Here is a 16,781-nt window from a genome sequence, read left to right on the forward strand (position 1 = left end):
TTCTAATCTCACTGTTTAATATTATTGCTTCAGTGCATGTCCGCTTTTGTCTGCCTGAAAGGTAGCGAGATAGTGAATGAAGAAATCCTGCATCTTCTGTTGGTTATCTTCTTCCCCTAATTGCCCTAACAACTGCGCCGCGACTTCAAACGTACACAGGTTGCCTTGTTGCTGGTTACGACGCAGCTGATAATGCGAATCGCCCTGGGTTGAAAGCCCCATCAATGGCACGTTCTCCAGCCAGCGACTTTTATTGATCATTTTGCGCGCCTCTTGCCAGGTCGCATCCAAAATAATAAACAAAGGCTTGCGGCTTTGTTGCTGGCTCTGCTCTGCCACTTGTTCGAGTGTCAGGCTTTCCTCTCCGGGAAACAATAACACTGGGTATAAGTTCGAATCTTCAAGGATAGCGAGCAACTCGCCAGGTGGATGCTTGCGATCCCAAATCTCCTGCTTCACATTAAGTTGGCATTGCTGCAGCAATTTGCCTGTGTTGGTATCGCGCGCCAGTTCATTGGGGTGCATCAATAGTATGATGCTGTGCTCGCTGCTGAGATTAGGCAGCAGTGAGCAAATGCAGTTGAACTGAAAACCACAGTCAGGGCATGGTAGTGCCATTACAAGCGAACTCCTTCGCGGACTGGGCTAATGCCATCCGAGAACAAGCGCACACCACTCACTTGTGTTGACGTTGCCTTTGGCGCCATACTCGGATTGATTGGGTAGCTGACGCCGGTGTATTGCATGATGTGTTGAGCCGGAGTTGCACCACCGCCACTGACATTAAAAATCAGGTCTCGCCAGCCATGTGAGGTTTGCTGGCCAAGCATTATCGGGCTCTGTACTAGAGTGATACGGCTGTTAAAACGCCACTCACTTTGATGATTTTCAAACACCAGTAAGGTACAGCCGCCCGAACCACACCAATCTAGCTGTACGAACAGTTCTTCGTTTCCATCACCATTCAGATCGTAAGTCAGCCAGCGGTATTGGTTATTGCTAGGATTGGTGTGATTGATAAAAAAGTAATTGCGCACTGCTGCATCGACTTTGGAGTTGAAGTCGGCACTCGAGGGTATATCTGCGCTGCTGATAGGACTGTTAGCTCGCTCTGGGGCGGCGGTCTTAGTTCCTGATTGACGTACGGTTGCCGGATACAACACCAAGCCGCCATCAGCGATTGGGTAAACCATAGTGCCAACTTTTTCTTGTGTGGCTTTAAGCTGGTTTCCTTCGCGGATGAAAAGTCGCTCTGACTGTAAACGCTGTTGCTGGTGGTGGGTCATTACGACCTGAATCTGTGACGGACTTAATTGCTGCCAGTAACCACGTTCAATCAGTGGCGCTTGACCGTCAGAGTAACTGTATTGGGTTGTCGCACTGTGATCTGGTTTCAAGGTCATCTGTACTTCAAACCCTTGTGATTGCGTTGACGTTGCGACGTAAGTGTTTGCCCATTCGAGTGTCGAGTCGACATTTGATGCCATGCCACAGCCCTGATACGTTGTGCCATCGTGTTTAAGCGTTGCTGTCCAGCCATAAAGGGAATCACTCATGGTGTCAGAACAAAGGTTTTCCGTCATGCGCAGTTCGCCATCTGCTAGTTGATAAGTGCGTTGACGTGCTTGTAGCTGTCTGGATTCAATGGTTATAGATTGTGCCTGCTTACCCGGTTGCTGAAATTGCAGTGCGTCTGACTCAAAACTTGCTGACCAGAATGGCTCATTACCAAATACGCGAGTGGGTTTACTTGGCTGACTGCAGCGCTGCGGGTTCTCACTGGTGAGGAGGTTAACCTGTTCAACAACAAAGTTGGCGTCGAAATCGGCAGAGAAGCCGTCATTACCTGGAGGGTTCAGGTGGCCAATCATTTCCCCATACATGGGTTGATAAGGCTCGCTACTCAACGACATGGCGCGTTGAGCTTGTTGTGGTGACAGTTGCAGCCAGTATTGTTTGTCACTGCCACATGGTCTGATGTACTGACTTTCATGGCCGATAACGACCTGGCCACGCACTATAAACGTTTGAGGTTGAATGGATTCAGGCTTATCGAGTGATGCTGGTGGCGTGGTTGTCATCTCGTCGCCATTTTGTGGCGGTTGCGAGCTACATGCTTGCAGAACCAGCAGAGTGGCCAGGGCCACTGGGTTTTTCAAAGCCTTCATGTTATATCTTCCTCATTATTGTTACTCAATCAGCATCGGATGGCATTATGGCATATTGGTTATTTAAAACTGAACCAGATACCTTTTCTATTGACACGCTTCGAACCCAAAAGGTTTCATGTTGGGAAGGTGTTCGGAATTATCAGGCGCGTAACATGATGCGTGATCAGGTGAAATTAGGCGATTTGGTTTTCATTTATCACTCTTCGTGTAAACACGTTGGTGTCGCAGGAATTGCCAAAGTCGTACGCGAGGCGTATCCGGACCATTTCCAGTTCGACCCGGAAAGCGACTATTACGACCCTAAGTCAGAGCAGGACAATCCACGTTGGATAATGGTCGATGTAGAGTTTGTACGTAAAACGGATCGGGTGATTCCGTTGTCAGTGATGAAAGCGATGCCAGAGCTGGAGAATATGCCCCTCGTTAAACGTGGAAATCGTTTATCGGTTATGCCAGTGACAGAGGAGGAGTGGCAAGCAATTCTTGGCCGAGAGAAGCTGCCCAGCCAGCGTTAGACTAGATAAAAACAAGGGCTGGTTTATACAGCCCTTGTGATGATTTTCTTATTGCTCGTCTTGCAGCAAATGTTTTTGCAGATAGCGCGCAACTGCATCTTCGGCGTTACTGCCAATCACTTCATTGTTTGGTAGTGCCTGCATGACTTTTTCGTGTGCCGTGCCCATCACCAGGCCTTTACCTGCCATCGATAACATTTCGACGTCATTCATGCCATCACCAAATGCAAGGCAGTTCTCTAGCTTCTGCTCGAGTGACTCCGCGATAGCTTGCAGAGCATGACCTTTAGAGACTTCTCCGTTCATGACTTCCAGACACCAAGGCGTTGAGAAGGCGATATTTAACTTATCCCCAAACTGGTCACGCAACTTCGTTTCGAACGCGACCAGACGTTCATGATCTTTGTCTGCATGGGTAAAGAAGATTTTCGCGATGCCGTCAGTGGGGGCCTGATTTTCATCGAATAGTTTATAAGTAAACTCTTCATGAAATTCACGCAGCGTTTCATCATCTTTGTTTAGTAACCAGTCGTCATTCTGGTACATGTGGATAAGTATTTCATGATCGTGCTTGATCGTATCGATCACGCCTTGAACGAGTTCCTGGGGTACGTTTTCGCTGTACATCAGTTTATCGTTTTGATCATGCACGCGCGCGCCGTTTGAGGTGATCATGTAAGCTGGAATCCCTACCTGAGAGCGGATACCAGCGACGTCTACGTGGTGACGACCTGTAGCAAAGACAAAGGTGTAACCCATTTCATGTAGCGTTCGCAGCGTCATTTTTGAGTAAGCGCTGAGTTGATGATTGGGTGCAAGTAAGGTGCCATCCAGATCTGAGGCAACGATTTTAGTGATCTCTTTGCAAGGTAGCGATGTGCTCATGAAGTCCTCGTAAACGGTTTGGATAGAGTCGAGTATGTTGAGTGCAAACGGAGCTATGCAGACTGACTAGGTCATGCGGCTCCGAATGCTAGGGGGAACTTAAGGTGCTATTCATCTTTCGGGGTTACATCTTGGTTGAAAGCTGAACAAGCCTGATCAGTGTACGTTAAAATAGGGATGAAAAAGAGGGTAAATCGCGTTGCATACATTTCCTCTTTAAATTGCCCAGAGAACAGGGACGTATAAAGTCCACTTCGCTTATCTGGCGGCGGACTGTTTTTCATGGAACGGAAGAAGGCTTAGGCTGTGTCATAAAACGGAAAATCGCATCCAGAGCCTGATTACGGTATTTATCAGCTTCGAACAAAATTTCATGATGAGCACCTTCTACGGATACCAGCTCGGCGTTTGGGTTGGTTTTACTCAATTTATCAATAAAACGTTTCTGGGCTAAATTACTGACAATACGATCTTCTCCGGCTTGAATAAGCAACACGGGTATTTTTACCTGTCGTGTCAATAAAAAGCATTGTTTGGCTGCCATCAGCCCTTGCCATACCCAGCGGGTACTTGGCCCACCGACTTGCAGTTCTGGCATGTCTGAATAAAGTCCACGAAACCAACGATAGCGATCATGGCTCTGGCTGAGGAGATTGTTCTCGAACGGTTTGGGGAAGTAAGGTTGATGACCAGGCGCATAACGTGGCAGCGTTGATACCGCTGAAAGAATTTGTGTCACCGGTAGGGCGATCGGAGATAAGTACCACGGCAGGTTAATCCCGAACATCGGGGCACTTAAAATCAACCCTGTGAAATGATGCTTCGGGTGAGTTTGAAGATAACGAGTGGCGATGGCACCGCCCATGGAATGCGCGACGATAAAACACTGGTCATAGTGGCCGAGATCGTGCTTTTTTATCACTATGTCCATATCTTCAACATAGTCTGCAAAGTCATAGACGTGACCCATGTCTGAGTCTTCTAGTAGCCGATCGGATAAACCTTGCCCACGGTGGTCAAATGAGTAAACGTCGTAACCTTGGCGGTAGAAATCATAAAACAGCTCTTGGTATTTCCAGGAAGACTCTATTCGCCCGTTGACGACCAGTACGGCTTTTTTATGTTCAGGGTGGGTGAGTTTGCACCAGTAGATCTTCTTTTTCTCTGTCCCTTTCACAAAGCCTTCTTGGCGACTTTGCCAGAGTTCAGCGATCGGACCACCTATTGCTTGCTCAAATAAGTTCTCTTGAGTATAAGTCGTAGGGGAATGGTGAGTAGCCATTAGTCGATTACCTGAAAATACATTGTAGACGCGATGTATCATCGAAGAATTAGTGAGGAAATGCAATGGATACCCATGTTTGGTTTGCCTATTTGGTCACAGCAATTGTTTTTAGCCTTGCTCCGGGATCAGGTACCGTAAATTCGATCAGTAATGGTTTGAGCTACGGTACACGCAAGTCTCTAGGCGCGATTATGGGGTTGCAAATAGGTTTAGCGATTCATATTGCTATGGTGGGTGCTGGGATTGGCGCGCTGGTGGCACAATCGGCCACGGCGTTTGCGGTTATCAAATGGGTTGGTGCGGCTTATCTTGTCTGGCTTGGTTTTCAGAAGTGGCGCGATACTTCTGGTTTGGTGGCGGCAGAGAGTCAAAAAGAGATGTCAGCAACAGCGCTGATGTATAAAGCGATCCTCATTAATTTAACCAATCCCAAATCGATTGTTTTTCTCGTGGCCTTGTTTCCGCAGTTTATTGACCCAGCTAAAGACCAGCTAACTCAGTTATTAGTGCTCGGTGTAACAACGGTTGCGGTGGATTCATTTGTGATGCTTGGTTATACGTCACTGGCATCCAAGATGGGCCGTTTTATTCGCTCAGATAAAATTATGACGAACATAAATAAAGTCTTTGGTTCCATGTTTATGGGATGTGGTGCACTATTAGCTGCAGCAAAATCATAACTCGCTAATTAGTAGGTTGTTTTTAGTATGAATACCACGTATGTCGCTCGCCAGCCTATCTTTAATCGTAAAAGACAAACGCTTGGCTACGAACTGCTGTTTCGGGATGGGGAGCGTAATGTTTTCCCTTCTCATATTGATGCAGACCGGGCGACATACCGATTGGTTGTCGAAAACTTCTTATCTGTCGGGTTAAATCCGGTGATTACGTCGTCGCGATGTTTCATCAACTTCCCTCATCAGAGTTTACTGCGCCGTTTACCCCGCAGCTTGCCGAAACATAAAATCGTCGTCGAAGTACTAGAAACTTGTCAGCCTACCGATGAGCTGTTTGAGGCGATTAGAGAGCTTTATCGAGAAGGCTACCTGATCGCATTGGACGACTTCACCCTCACCCCAGAATGGAAACGTTTCTTGCCTTACGCACACATTGTAAAGCTGGACATTATGGCAATGGGGTTAAAGGCTGCGTGTGAATTGGTCAAAACGCAGCTAGCGCAACGAGTTAAATACCATTTTCTTGCTGAGCGGGTAGAGACCGAAGAGGAGTTTAATAAGGCCAAAGCCGCGGGTTTTAAATTCTTCCAGGGTTACTTTTTCAGTAAGCCTTTGGTGTCTCAAACCCGTTACGTAAGCCCAGAACAAATTGTGGCACTGCAGTTATTTCGTGAAGTATGTGCTCCGGAGCCAGACTTCCAGCGCATTGAAAGTATTGTCACTCAAGATGTGGCACTGTCGTACAAACTGCTGCGTTTTGTGAACATGCAGGCGACCAAGCTGGAAGTGGAAATCTGTTCGTTTCGTCAAGCTCTGATTTACCTTGGTCAGGATAATCTCAAGCAGTTCGTCTCACTTGTCGTGGCGTCTTATATCTCGTCTAACAAACCACGTGAATTGTTTAACCTCTCACTTCAGCGAGCTCAATTTTGTCAGTTGATGTCTCGTCACCAGCCATTCTCTCATTTGAACGAGCAAGGCTTTATGGTCGGCTTATTGTCGATTCTCGATGCCATACTCGATCTGTCTACTGAATCATTAATCAAACAATTACCGCTCAGTGAACCTGTTCAACAAGCATTGCTGCATCGAAAAGGGGAATACGGTGCACTTATTTCTCTGGAAGAATGCTACGAGCGTGCAGATTGGCCCGGAGTGGAAAAATTTTCTAATCAGTTGGGCCTTTGTTTCGAACAAGTACAGGCTTCTTTAGGTGAAGCGGTTCGTTGGAGCCAAAGCGTCGCTAACGCCTAGCCTTTCTATTATTAAACTTTTGTGACGTAACATGCTGACCGCTTGACGCTGTCGTGGTTTTAAATAAGTATATACGCATATCCATATATAGGTATGTTTACTATGCTTCCACATCAGTTTTTTAAACTTTTATCTGACGAGACTCGCGTGCGTTGTTTGATGCTGGTGGCTCGCGAGGGTGAGGTCTGCGTGGGCGATTTAGCGTTTGCACTGCAAGAAAGCCAACCAAAAGTTTCTCGCCATCTGGCCCAGTTAAGATCCAATGGCATCTTGGTTGATAAGCGTCAGGGACAGTGGGTGTTTTACCAGTTGTCCCAACAGCTTCCTGGGTGGATGAGAAAAGTGATTGATGACCTAGTGGCATCGAATTGTTTGAAGCAAGAGTACCAGCAAGATATTTCGCGTCTGCATGACAAAAGTCGTGAGGCATGTTGCTAATCGCAACGAGCAAACAGCAATTTCAAGGTAGAAGATTTTAAAGGTAAAGATTATGACGATTAAAGTAGGGATTAATGGTTTTGGCCGAATTGGCCGTTTGGCACTGCGTGCGGCGTTTGACTGGCCTGAGTTGGAGTTTGTGCAGATTAATGATGTTGCTGGCGATGCGGCAACACTGGGTCACCTACTGGAGTTCGACTCGGTTCAAGGCCGTTGGCATCATGAAGTTCAGGTTGAAGGCAATGAATTGATCATTGATGGTAAGCGTATCGTCACTACACAACAGCGAGACATCGATGCCGTTAACTGGTCGGGATGTGATGTTGTGATTGAAGCAACGGGTGTACATCGTAAATCGTCGTACTTAGATCAGTATCTTGACCAAGGTGTTAAGCGAGTTGTCGTCAGTGCGCCAGTGAAAGAAGAAGGCATTGCTAACATCGTTGTCGGTGTGAATGACCATATCTTCGATCCTGAAAAACACCGTATTGTGACTGCAGCATCTTGTACTACCAACTGTATCGCGCCAGTGGTGAAAGTGATTCATGAGAAACTTGGTATCGAGCAGTCTTCATTTACCACTATTCACGATCTGACCAACACACAGACAATTCTTGATGCGCCACACAAAGATCTGCGTCGTGCTCGCGCTTGTGGCATGAGCCTGATCCCAACCACTACGGGCAGTGCGACAGCGATTGTGGAAATTTTCCCTGACCTTAAAGGCAAAATTAACGGCCATGCAGTACGTGTTCCTTTAGCCAATGCCTCACTGACTGACATCATCTTCGATGTTAAGCGTGATACCACAGCAGAAGAAGTGAATGCATTACTGAAAGAAGCATCTGAAGGCGAATTGAAAGGCATTCTTGGTTTTGAAGCGCGCCCATTGGTATCGATTGACTACAAAGGCGACCAACGCTCAACCATCGTCGATGCACAATCAACCATGGTCGTGGGGTCTCGCATGGTGAAGATTTATGCGTGGTACGACAATGAAATGGGTTACGCAACACGTACAGCAGAGCTGGTACGTAATGTTGGTCTGGCTTAAAGAGGTTTAACTATGTCTCATCCTACATGGCAATTAGCGTTAGAGTCGGGCGCATTGGTATTAACACCGTGTCCGGGTACCAAAAATGTTGCGCTACAAGCATCACTTGAGCAGTTGAAAGAGCAGGGCGTTCAAGCCGTTGTTACCGCATTGGATAACACTGAACTGGCAGCTAAAAATGTCTCCGAGTTGGGTGAAATCACTCAGCAACTGGGTATGAAATGGTTTCAGGTCGAGATAGAAGACGATTGTGCACCAGATGAGGTGTTTGCGACGAAATGGCAGCACGCGAGTCCTAAGCTACACGCCATTCTTGCCGAGGGCGGTAAGGTTGCCATGCACTGTATGGGTGGCTCCGGCCGGACTGGTCTTTTGGCTGCGCACTTACTGCTTGAGAAAGAGTGGGTACTAGACGATATCGTGCGTGAAGTACAGGCTTTGCGCCCTGGCGCATTTACGAAACCAGTGCAGGTTGAGTACATCGAGCACGTAGCACAGAGTGCTTGATCAGCTAATAGAGCTTTTGGAATACTATGATCTAAAAGCTCTATCAAACCCGTTTAGCTTGTGTTTCTGATGCAAGATTGATATCTGTTTTTTATCATATCTTTTTGATTTTAAATGCATTAATCACATTTTCGGCTAAGGCTGGCTGGGCTGGTATGTTTACACCAATATCAACAGAAGATATTGGTGTACAGGTTTTACAGCATTTGGCACATCATGATCCAAATGCTTTTATTGCTGTACATCTGAGGTCAAAATGATTTCACAACTTAGCAAAAGTATCCGCCAGTACATGTTGGTGACGTTTAACTATTGGAACTTTACGGTTACCGATGGCGCTTTACGTATGCTGGTGGTGCTTTACTTTCACGATTTGGGTTATTCAACCCTGGCGATAGCGTCGCTTTTCCTTTTCTATGAGTTTTTTGGCGTGGTTACCAATCTGATTGGTGGTTGGTTAGGGGCGAGATTAGGCCTGAATAAAACCATGAACATCGGGCTGGCGATGCAAGTTTTTGCTTTGTTGATGCTCGCTGTACCAAATGTTTGGTTAACGATCCCTTGGGTAATGGCGGCACAGGCGCTGTCGGGGATTGCTAAAGACCTCAACAAGATGAGTGCAAAGAGTGCGATCAAGACCTTAGTGCCAGATGAGCAACAAGGCGCCCTTTATAAATGGGTGGCGATTCTTACTGGTTCGAAGAATGCGCTCAAAGGTGCAGGATTCTTTGTTGGTGGCTTGTTATTGACTTGGGTGGGTTTCCAAAATTCCATGTTCATTATGGCAGGTGTTTTGGCGGTGGTGTTTGTTTGTAGCATGATCTGGCTAGAAGCCGATATGGGCAAAGCCAAAAGCAAACCTAAGTTTCGCCATATTTTCTCTAAATCAGAATCAGTGAATATCCTGTCAGCAGCGCGTATGTTCCTGTTCGGAGCCCGTGATGTTTGGTTTGTGGTTGCTCTGCCTGTTTATCTCGGCAGTGTCTTTGGTTGGGATCACCTGTGGGTGGGTGGCTTCTTAGCTGCATGGGTGATCGCGTATGGCTTTGTGCAAGGTTTCGCACCACGTATTACCGGTAAAGCGCAAGGCCGCATACCCGATGGCAGTGCCGCACTTGTTTGGGCGGGCATATTAGCTTTGATTACGGGAGGCATCGCTTACGGAGTACAAGTCGGTTGGCAACCACAACTTGTGATTGTGGTTGGTCTGATGATTTTTGGCGCGGTATTCGCGATCAACTCTTCGCTTCACTCCTACCTGATTGTCAGCTATGCCAAAGGTGATGGAGTATCGTTAGATGTGGGTTTCTATTATATGGCGAATGCGATGGGTCGTTTGATTGGGACTGTGCTGTCAGGCTGGATTTACCAGGAAGCCGGATTAGCTGCTTGTCTGTGGGTATCTTTCGCGTTCCTTGCTTTGACCACTCTGATTTCCGTCAAGTTGCCCAAAGCCAAGACAGTGACGGCTTGAGCGTCCACTTTCACTTCGTATCGGGCTCTTTTATGGAGCCCTTTTTTGTCTCTGTTTGTTCATTCTCACCTTTCACTGTGATTTTTCTTGCTGTCATTGCCATGGATTAAAATTGGCTGTTTCAATCTTTCTGAGTTAAAAATAAGCAAAAACAGTTTGTTAAGCACACCTCTGCCAGGAAATTACCCTATGCTATAAACAAACGATAAGCGACTCAGTTTAGGAACAAGTATGAGAGAAAGGGTTCTGTTTTTTGATCTATTGCGCTGTGTGGCGGCGGTCGCAGTGATCGCCATTCACGTTTTAGCACCTTATCGAGATGAATTAGGCGTCATTCCTTTCGAGCAGTGGCTTACGGCTGTGGGAGTCAATAGTGTGACCCGCTGGGCGGTACCGGTTTTTATTCTGATCACTGGCGCGTTAATGCTCACCGATACCCGACCATTTGATGGCAAATATTATTTAAAAAGGCGTTTGGGTAAAGTCCTGATTCCTTTTATTTTGTGGTCGGTGTTTTACGCTTACCTATCGGGATGGACGGCGCAGGGGTTTGACTTTGAAACGGTTAAAGAGGTTTTGAGTAATAGTGTCCACCATGAAACCTATTATCATTTGGGCTTTTTCTATTACTTTATCCCGCTCTATTTCGTGATCCCTCTGTTTCAATGGATGGCGCGGAATGTTGACGATAATGTTTTATATACCTATCTGGCATTCTGGTTGTGCACCAGTACCTTATTTCTGTTCAAGATAGACGGTCCTTGGAGTAATCAAATGTGGCTCTATATGGGTTATTTACCTTTGGGCTATGTATTGTACCAAAAGTTGTCTTTGAGCCGTTCGAACGTCACTCTGTTTACTGGCTTGGGTCTCGCCGCGTTGGCGGTTACCTTTGTTATGGTGGTAACAAACAGTTTGGAAGCGGAGAAATATACAGTAGGACGCTGGTTGTCATACAAAACGCTGAACGTGATTCTGGCCGCGTCGATGATTTTTATGTTGGCACGCTATTTTGGCGAAGGACTACCGCCTAAGGTACAAAAAGTCGTGAGCTTTATTAGCCAGCACAGCCTAGGTATTTATTTGTTGCATCCTATCTTTTTATGGCCGATGAAAGAATTTGGCTGGTATGAAGGGCATCCGGCGTGGGTGATACCAGTGTGGATAATATTAAGCGGCGCTGGAGCCTTGGCGATGAGTTATCTGTTCTCTCGTTCGGTCAAGACTCGCTGGCTACTGCCTTAGTTGATACCAATCGTAGTATTACTGCTTCAGGGCGAAATGGAGAAACTTATCGCCTTGGTAAGTGAGTTTTCCTTTATCGCCCGGATTGAGCGCATGGTAATAGTGGACACCAATTTGGAACTCACGTTTGGGACCAACAGGGCTACGCTGCACGTAAATCCAATACTCTTGATCATCTTCTCCCGGCGCTGCATCCGGAATATCGATGGCTTGTTTATCTAGGATGGTCACTTGAACACATTGCTCAGGGGCGCCCTCACCAACATAGTGTTTGCTGTAGAGGCGAAAGAAAACCCAGGCTCCTAGCGCTATTAGGGCAAAAAGAGCCAAAATAAATTGAATTGGCATGATGATCTCCAGTCTTTCGGTGGTGCCTATTTTACAGAACTCCCCGTTGAAACGATGTGTTGACGCACAGGATTCGTGAATCATCAAAATGCGGTAAGATTTTATTCGGCGCACTTCACAGTTTATATGCGTACAAGGACACAGTTTGAATTGAAAGTAGTACTTAACCGCTCGAAAAAGCTCTAAATTTATAGAAGAGTAAAATGCATAATAAAGAAAGCGTCTTGTGAGGAGGGTGACGATGTCAGATATTGAAAAAGTAGTCATACGTACCCGAACGATCGAAAAACTTTTGCGTACTCAATATCATGCAGAAGGGAAAGGGCTGCATCAGCTCATTAATAGCTGTGAAGAGCGACTACCGCATGATGTGATCGCAAAATTGCGCTATATCGCTACGGTGCGTAATAAGATTGTTCACGAAGAAGATTTTCAGCTCGATGATCGAAAGAATTTTATGGCAGTGTGTGATGATTGTGAAAAAGAATTGACGCCAAGAAGTTCGCGCTTTATCTGGCGAGCCGCAATTTTTTTGATGGCGTTGATCACGCTTGCTGCTCTTGGCTTCTACTATATGCATTGGGATCTACTATCTGAACACATAAATTAGGGCCAATATATAAAAACAAAAAAGGACGCATTAGCGTCCTTTTTTACTTTTAATCAGTAGCTTAGTACATCATTGGCAGTGTCATTAAACCCACAACCACTGCAATCATTACCAGCCCTTGTTTTTGAGAAGATGAAATCATAACACTACCCCTAAATCTTGATGAACTCTATGCATTTAATATAGCACCATTTTTCAGGTTTGATCAACGTATCTGGCGAAAAGTTTTTAAAACTTACAGTTAACTGACCTATTTTTACCTTGTTTTGACTAATTGAACTATGTTTTTTACGTTGTATTTAAAGTGTTCGGTTTGTGTCTTTATTGTTCGTTTTTGATTTAAGTATATGATTTTAAAGTGTAAGAAAGGTCTTACATATTGTTTAAATATTGTTTTTTGTCTCAGGGGTTAGGTTGGTGCTTAATGTTGCCTGTGTTTCTCAAAATCTGAGAAAACCTAGTTAATTCTATTCCGGTGGGAGGCGAGGAGCTGCTATCTCGAAGGTATATTTCTCAACTGGTAAGATAATCTAAGTGCCAAAAGGGGTTAGCACGCAACGATAATGCGAACCAGTGGTTTGTGAGTCTAACTTTATTAATGCTCTTAAATATCATCATGTTAATGTTGGTTTGCTCGACTTTATTATCTGTATGTATGCCTGATATTAGGCTCTTATGTTGGCCCTGTAGGGGTTAATGGTGCATTCTATGGCGTACAATGGGGCTTTTGTTTTTAATGTTTGTTCTTTGTACGTATTGACTGACGAGTAGGCATCTTGACTGAATAGTTAGCAACTTTTCTATTTAAGTATTGAGTTAGTTGATGTCGTATTTAGTTGTTCTAAATAGAAGGTCAAATGTCCCGAATCGCTAGCGAGATCCAACTTTCGCAGATTGTGCCTTTACATCAACATCGGTCTACCTAGACTAGCGGCGAGTTTAAGTAAAAGGTATGTACAGCATGTGGAGTTGGCTGGCTATAGGGCTATCAGGTGTGTATTCCGTATTGGGGGCTAAGCAAGCCAATCCAACGCAATCTCTCGTCTTTAAAATATTTACTCTGTTACTCCTTCTTGTGCTGGTTTTAACTCAAGGTACGCCAGCATCTTATACCTATTGGATTGCTGGTGGTCTGGGTGTATCGATAATTGCCGACACGCTACACTCACTCCGTTCACGTAAACTGATTTATTTCTTCGGCTACTTAGTGGCGCAGGTTTGCTATAGCAAATCGTTCTGGATGCAGTTGAACGGAGACATTATTTGGTGGTTATTGGCGTTATTGCTGGCGGCTAGCATCGTGGCGTTCTTTTTATTGTTACCTCAACTCGATTCTTTGGTCTTTCCTGTGGTGATCATGGGCATGATGCTGGTGCAGATGGCTTGGGCTGCTGGAGAGGTCTGGTTACAGTCGCCTAGTTACGCACATGCGATTGGATTCAGTGGCACCTTGGTCATGACCTACTCAGCGTTGGCTTACGCGATTCATGGTTACCGTAAGCCGATGAAGCGCGCGTACGTATGGGTGAGTGGGAGCTATTTCATGGCGCATGCACTTATCGTCGCTTCGATTATTTACTAATCTAGGTCAAAGCAGCCTTAGACGTTTTAAGTACACTGGTCGTATTCAATATGACGATTGGAGACGATGATGAGTGACATTCATGCCCACAACCTTCTAAACCTGCTTCGTGAGAGCCCAATGACTCGTGAAGAGCTTGCGGTCTATTTTGGCTTAGATGTCCGCTTTCATACTTGCAAACTGAGTGATTTAGACTTGGACACATTGCTTGCGTTTTTATTAAAACGAGAAAAAGTTCGTGAGCTAGAAGGGAAGTTTGTAGTTAATATGGCGCGTGTTTGCAATCACTAAACGGCAACACGCTGTCAGCCTCTGATGACTAATACAAAACAGCCGCTCTTGTGAGCGGCTGTTTTATTATCAGGTGTTTACATCATGTGCTTGCGACGGATATCGAGCAGAGCAAAGATGCCAAAAATAAGGATGGAATATTTCTCCCAGCTACTCATTTTTATCTTATCGCCAAATGCGCCGATGAAAATAGCCATTTGCAGGCCATGCATAATGAACAGGAACGCAGTCATAATATAGAGAGCAATCGCTGCATTGCCTGGGAACGGCATAACAATGTTAATGATCAATACCAACCAAACAAAGGCGATGGCCGCTTTGGCTAAGATGATTAGTGCTTTCATTTTGGTATCCTTTTTGAGTTGTGGCTCTACACGGACGTGCGTTCGTAGAGGCGATAACTGACTTGACCAGCGGTTTTTTCTCGATACAGATGCCAGCTTTCCGGCAGGTCGATCATATTCAGTTCTTTCTCGGTTTCAATATAAATCATCGCATCTTCAGCAAGCCAGCCGTTTTGCTCTAGCAAGCTCACGGTTTCATCCAATAAGCCTTTGCGAAATGGTGGATCAATAAAGACCACATGATGGGGTGTCCCTGGTTGGTTTAAAAAGCTCAGTGCGTCGGTATTCACCACGTTAATGTTGGTCGCATTTAACGATGCCACGTTTTTCTTCAGTTGCTGAAACGCTTGCGGGTTCAGTTCTACCATTGTTACTTGTTCTGCCTGACGCGAAGCGGATTCAAAACCTAAGCCGCCAGAACCAGCAAACAAGTCGAGACACTTTGCTTGCGGCACATCTTGCGCCAGCCAGTTAAACAGCGTTTCTTTTACGCGATCGGTGGTCGGACGTAAGCCCTCTGCGTCATGAACTGGGAGTTTTCGGCCTCTCCATAAGCCACTAATAATACGAACGAAGCCCGTTGTTGGCTTTTTTTGTGATGAGTTTTGCTGGCGACGTCTTACCATAGATTTTTTGACCGCTAATAAAGTGATACTATATCCAATCGCCCAAGCATTGAGCTTGGATACAGCCCAGAATATTCAAGATGACAGAGTGTAACACTAATAAGATTAGATTCATCTAATTGAAAAGTTTTCACAGCTTTGTCATTCGCCTTTTTTAGACGGATAATAATCTTGTCAAAAAAGAGTCATTAATAGATAAAAAGATAATCTAGGATAGCCCCAGATGACGGAAAAAAAGAAGCGCGGATTACTTTCGTGGCTAGGTTTTGGTGATGAAGAACAAAGCCAACAACCAAAAACTGAAGAAACAGTAAAAGAAGAAGCAGTGGAAGCGGCTTCTGAAGAGCAACCTACTGAAGAGGGTGCTCTGCAAGCAGAAGAAAAAAATAGAGTTGAAGACGAGCCTGAAAAGGCTGAAGCTGTCCCAGCAGAAGCAGAAGCAGAAGCAGAAGCAGAAGCAGAAGCAGAAGCAGAAGCAGAAGAGCCTGAAGTGTCAGTGATGCCTCGCGTTCAGGAGCAGGAAAAACCAACCGAAAGCTTCTTTGCACGCCTAAAGCGCAGCTTAAGTCGTACCAAAGCCAATATCGGTGCTGGCTTCTTTGGTTTGTTCAGCGGTAAAAAAATCGATGATGACCTGTTCGAGGAGCTGGAAGAGCAACTGCTCATCGCTGATGTGGGTATGAATACCACAACAAAAATCATCAACAACCTGACTGAAAAAGCATCTCGCGGCGATCTTAAAGACGGCGAAGCTCTTTACGGCTTGTTGAAAGAAGAAATGGCAGACATTCTATCTAAAGTTGAACAGCCTTTAGAAGTCGACACGAGTAAAACGCCATACGTTATCTTGATGGTTGGCGTAAATGGTGTTGGTAAAACCACGACGATCGGTAAGCTGGCGAAGCAGTTCCAGAACCAGGGTAAGAAAGTGATGTTGGCTGCTGGCGATACTTTCCGTGCGGCAGCGGTAGAGCAACTTCAGGTATGGGGTGAGCGCAACAACGTTCCTGTGATTGCTCAACATACTGGTGCTGACAGTGCTTCAGTTATCTATGATGCGATTGAAGCGGCAAAAGCGCGTGGCGTGGATGTGGTGATCGCCGATACCGCTGGCCGTCTGCAAAACAAAGCGAACCTGATGGAAGAGTTGCGCAAGATCATTCGTGTGATGAAGAAGATTGATGACACAGCACCTCACGAAATCATGCTGACACTCGATGCCGGAACTGGTCAAAATGCGATCAGCCAGGCGAAGCTTTTCAGTGACGTTTCACCTATCACTGGGATTACACTGACTAAACTAGATGGTACAGCAAAAGGTGGCGTTATCTTCGCTATCGCTGATCAGTTCGGTATTCCAATCCGTTACATTGGTGTGGGTGAAGGTATCGAAGATTTGCGTCCTTTTGAAACTCAAGAGTTCATTGACGCACTGTTCAGCCGCGAAGAGTAAATTAAGTGAGAGGGAATCAAGG

Annotated in this window: 19 protein-coding genes; 12 read left to right on the forward strand and 7 right to left on the reverse strand. The window is 45.7% G+C overall.

Annotated elements, in window-relative coordinates:
• Nucleotides 1-21: 21 nt before the first annotated feature.
• Both OO774_RS00440 and OO774_RS00445 read right to left on the reverse strand, forming a co-directional pair.
• Entirely contained in the window at nucleotides 22-618 is a 597-nt protein-coding gene (locus tag OO774_RS00440; RefSeq protein WP_264903717.1) for a tRNA-uridine aminocarboxypropyltransferase, read from the reverse strand.
• Nucleotides 618-2,168, reverse strand: coding sequence for a hypothetical protein (locus OO774_RS00445; RefSeq protein WP_264903719.1), 1,551 nt, complete (start codon nucleotides 2,166-2,168; stop codon nucleotides 618-620). Before OO774_RS00445 ends, OO774_RS00440 begins: the two co-directional genes overlap by 1 nt.
• Nucleotides 2,169-2,215: 47 nt before the next feature.
• Here OO774_RS00445 and OO774_RS00450 point away from each other — a divergent pair, with 47 nt between their 5' ends.
• Nucleotides 2,216-2,686 carry an EVE domain-containing protein gene (locus OO774_RS00450; RefSeq protein WP_264903721.1) on the forward strand — a complete coding sequence of 157 codons (471 nt, stop codon included), beginning with the start codon at nucleotides 2,216-2,218 and terminating at the stop codon, nucleotides 2,684-2,686.
• A gap of 48 nt (nucleotides 2,687-2,734) precedes the next feature.
• Here the strand turns inward: OO774_RS00450 and OO774_RS00455 are convergent, their stop codons facing one another.
• Together OO774_RS00455 and OO774_RS00460 are read right to left on the reverse strand one after the other, a co-directional pair.
• Nucleotides 2,735-3,571, reverse strand: coding sequence for a Cof-type HAD-IIB family hydrolase (locus OO774_RS00455; protein ID WP_264903723.1), 837 nt, complete (start codon nucleotides 3,569-3,571; stop codon nucleotides 2,735-2,737).
• 280 nt (nucleotides 3,572-3,851) lie between these two features.
• Nucleotides 3,852-4,853 carry an alpha/beta fold hydrolase gene (locus tag OO774_RS00460; protein ID WP_264903725.1) on the reverse strand — a complete coding sequence of 334 codons (1,002 nt, stop codon included), beginning with the start codon at nucleotides 4,851-4,853 and terminating at the stop codon, nucleotides 3,852-3,854.
• A 65-nt stretch (nucleotides 4,854-4,918) separates the two neighbouring features.
• Between OO774_RS00460 and rhtB the strand changes: the two genes are divergently transcribed.
• From rhtB to OO774_RS00495, 7 genes are all read left to right on the forward strand, one after another.
• A complete protein-coding gene (gene rhtB / locus OO774_RS00465) occupies nucleotides 4,919-5,536 on the forward strand; it encodes a homoserine/homoserine lactone efflux protein (RefSeq protein WP_264903727.1) in 618 nt (205 codons plus the stop codon).
• 27 nt (nucleotides 5,537-5,563) lie between these two features.
• Entirely contained in the window at nucleotides 5,564-6,787 is a 1,224-nt protein-coding gene (locus OO774_RS00470; RefSeq protein WP_264903728.1) for an EAL and HDOD domain-containing protein, read from the forward strand.
• Between the two features lie 102 nt (nucleotides 6,788-6,889).
• Complete coding sequence (locus tag OO774_RS00475) at nucleotides 6,890-7,225, forward strand: metalloregulator ArsR/SmtB family transcription factor (RefSeq protein WP_264903730.1); 336 nt, start codon at nucleotides 6,890-6,892, stop codon at nucleotides 7,223-7,225.
• Between the two features lie 52 nt (nucleotides 7,226-7,277).
• Nucleotides 7,278-8,279 carry an ArsJ-associated glyceraldehyde-3-phosphate dehydrogenase gene (locus tag OO774_RS00480; protein WP_264903732.1) on the forward strand — a complete coding sequence of 334 codons (1,002 nt, stop codon included), beginning with the start codon at nucleotides 7,278-7,280 and terminating at the stop codon, nucleotides 8,277-8,279.
• 12 nt (nucleotides 8,280-8,291) lie between these two features.
• Nucleotides 8,292-8,786 carry a cyclin-dependent kinase inhibitor 3 family protein gene (locus tag OO774_RS00485; RefSeq protein WP_264903734.1) on the forward strand — a complete coding sequence of 165 codons (495 nt, stop codon included), beginning with the start codon at nucleotides 8,292-8,294 and terminating at the stop codon, nucleotides 8,784-8,786.
• Between the two features lie 256 nt (nucleotides 8,787-9,042).
• Complete coding sequence (gene arsJ, locus OO774_RS00490; RefSeq protein ID WP_264903736.1) at nucleotides 9,043-10,260, forward strand: organoarsenical effux MFS transporter ArsJ; 1,218 nt, start codon at nucleotides 9,043-9,045, stop codon at nucleotides 10,258-10,260.
• Nucleotides 10,261-10,491: 231 nt separating this feature from the next.
• Nucleotides 10,492-11,505 carry an acyltransferase family protein gene (locus tag OO774_RS00495; RefSeq protein WP_264903738.1) on the forward strand — a complete coding sequence of 338 codons (1,014 nt, stop codon included), beginning with the start codon at nucleotides 10,492-10,494 and terminating at the stop codon, nucleotides 11,503-11,505.
• 18 nt (nucleotides 11,506-11,523) lie between these two features.
• Here OO774_RS00495 and OO774_RS00500 read toward each other — a convergent pair whose 3' ends face one another.
• Nucleotides 11,524-11,853: a DUF2500 domain-containing protein gene (locus OO774_RS00500; protein WP_264903740.1), complete on the reverse strand. Its 330-nt coding sequence runs from the start codon at nucleotides 11,851-11,853 to the stop codon at nucleotides 11,524-11,526.
• Nucleotides 11,854-12,094: 241 nt separating this feature from the next.
• Here OO774_RS00500 and OO774_RS00505 point away from each other — a divergent pair, with 241 nt between their 5' ends.
• From OO774_RS00505 to OO774_RS00515, 3 genes are all read left to right on the forward strand, one after another.
• Nucleotides 12,095-12,463, forward strand: a complete 369-nt coding sequence (locus OO774_RS00505; protein ID WP_264903741.1) for a DUF4145 domain-containing protein — start codon at nucleotides 12,095-12,097, stop codon at nucleotides 12,461-12,463.
• A gap of 961 nt (nucleotides 12,464-13,424) precedes the next feature.
• Entirely contained in the window at nucleotides 13,425-14,045 is a 621-nt protein-coding gene (locus OO774_RS00510; RefSeq protein ID WP_264903742.1) for a lysoplasmalogenase, read from the forward strand.
• A gap of 69 nt (nucleotides 14,046-14,114) precedes the next feature.
• The gene (locus OO774_RS00515) at nucleotides 14,115-14,336 is read left to right on the forward strand and encodes a YecH family metal-binding protein (protein WP_264906031.1); all 222 of its coding nucleotides are present in this window, start codon (nucleotides 14,115-14,117) and stop codon (nucleotides 14,334-14,336) included.
• Nucleotides 14,337-14,413: 77 nt separating this feature from the next.
• On the opposite strand, the gene OO774_RS00520 is transcribed toward OO774_RS00515, so the two are convergent.
• Nucleotides 14,414-14,680: a DUF1145 domain-containing protein gene (locus OO774_RS00520; protein WP_264903743.1), complete on the reverse strand. Its 267-nt coding sequence runs from the start codon at nucleotides 14,678-14,680 to the stop codon at nucleotides 14,414-14,416.
• Between the two features lie 26 nt (nucleotides 14,681-14,706).
• A complete protein-coding gene (gene rsmD / locus OO774_RS00525; RefSeq protein WP_264903744.1) occupies nucleotides 14,707-15,306 on the reverse strand; it encodes a 16S rRNA (guanine(966)-N(2))-methyltransferase RsmD in 600 nt (199 codons plus the stop codon).
• Between the two features lie 223 nt (nucleotides 15,307-15,529).
• Between rsmD and ftsY the strand changes: the two genes are divergently transcribed.
• Nucleotides 15,530-16,759: a signal recognition particle-docking protein FtsY gene (ftsY, locus tag OO774_RS00530; protein ID WP_264903745.1), complete on the forward strand. Its 1,230-nt coding sequence runs from the start codon at nucleotides 15,530-15,532 to the stop codon at nucleotides 16,757-16,759.
• Nucleotides 16,760-16,781: the final 22 nt, after the last annotated feature.

Source organism: Vibrio sp. STUT-A11, from assembly GCF_026000435.1.
Classification (GTDB): domain Bacteria; phylum Pseudomonadota; class Gammaproteobacteria; order Enterobacterales; family Vibrionaceae; genus Vibrio.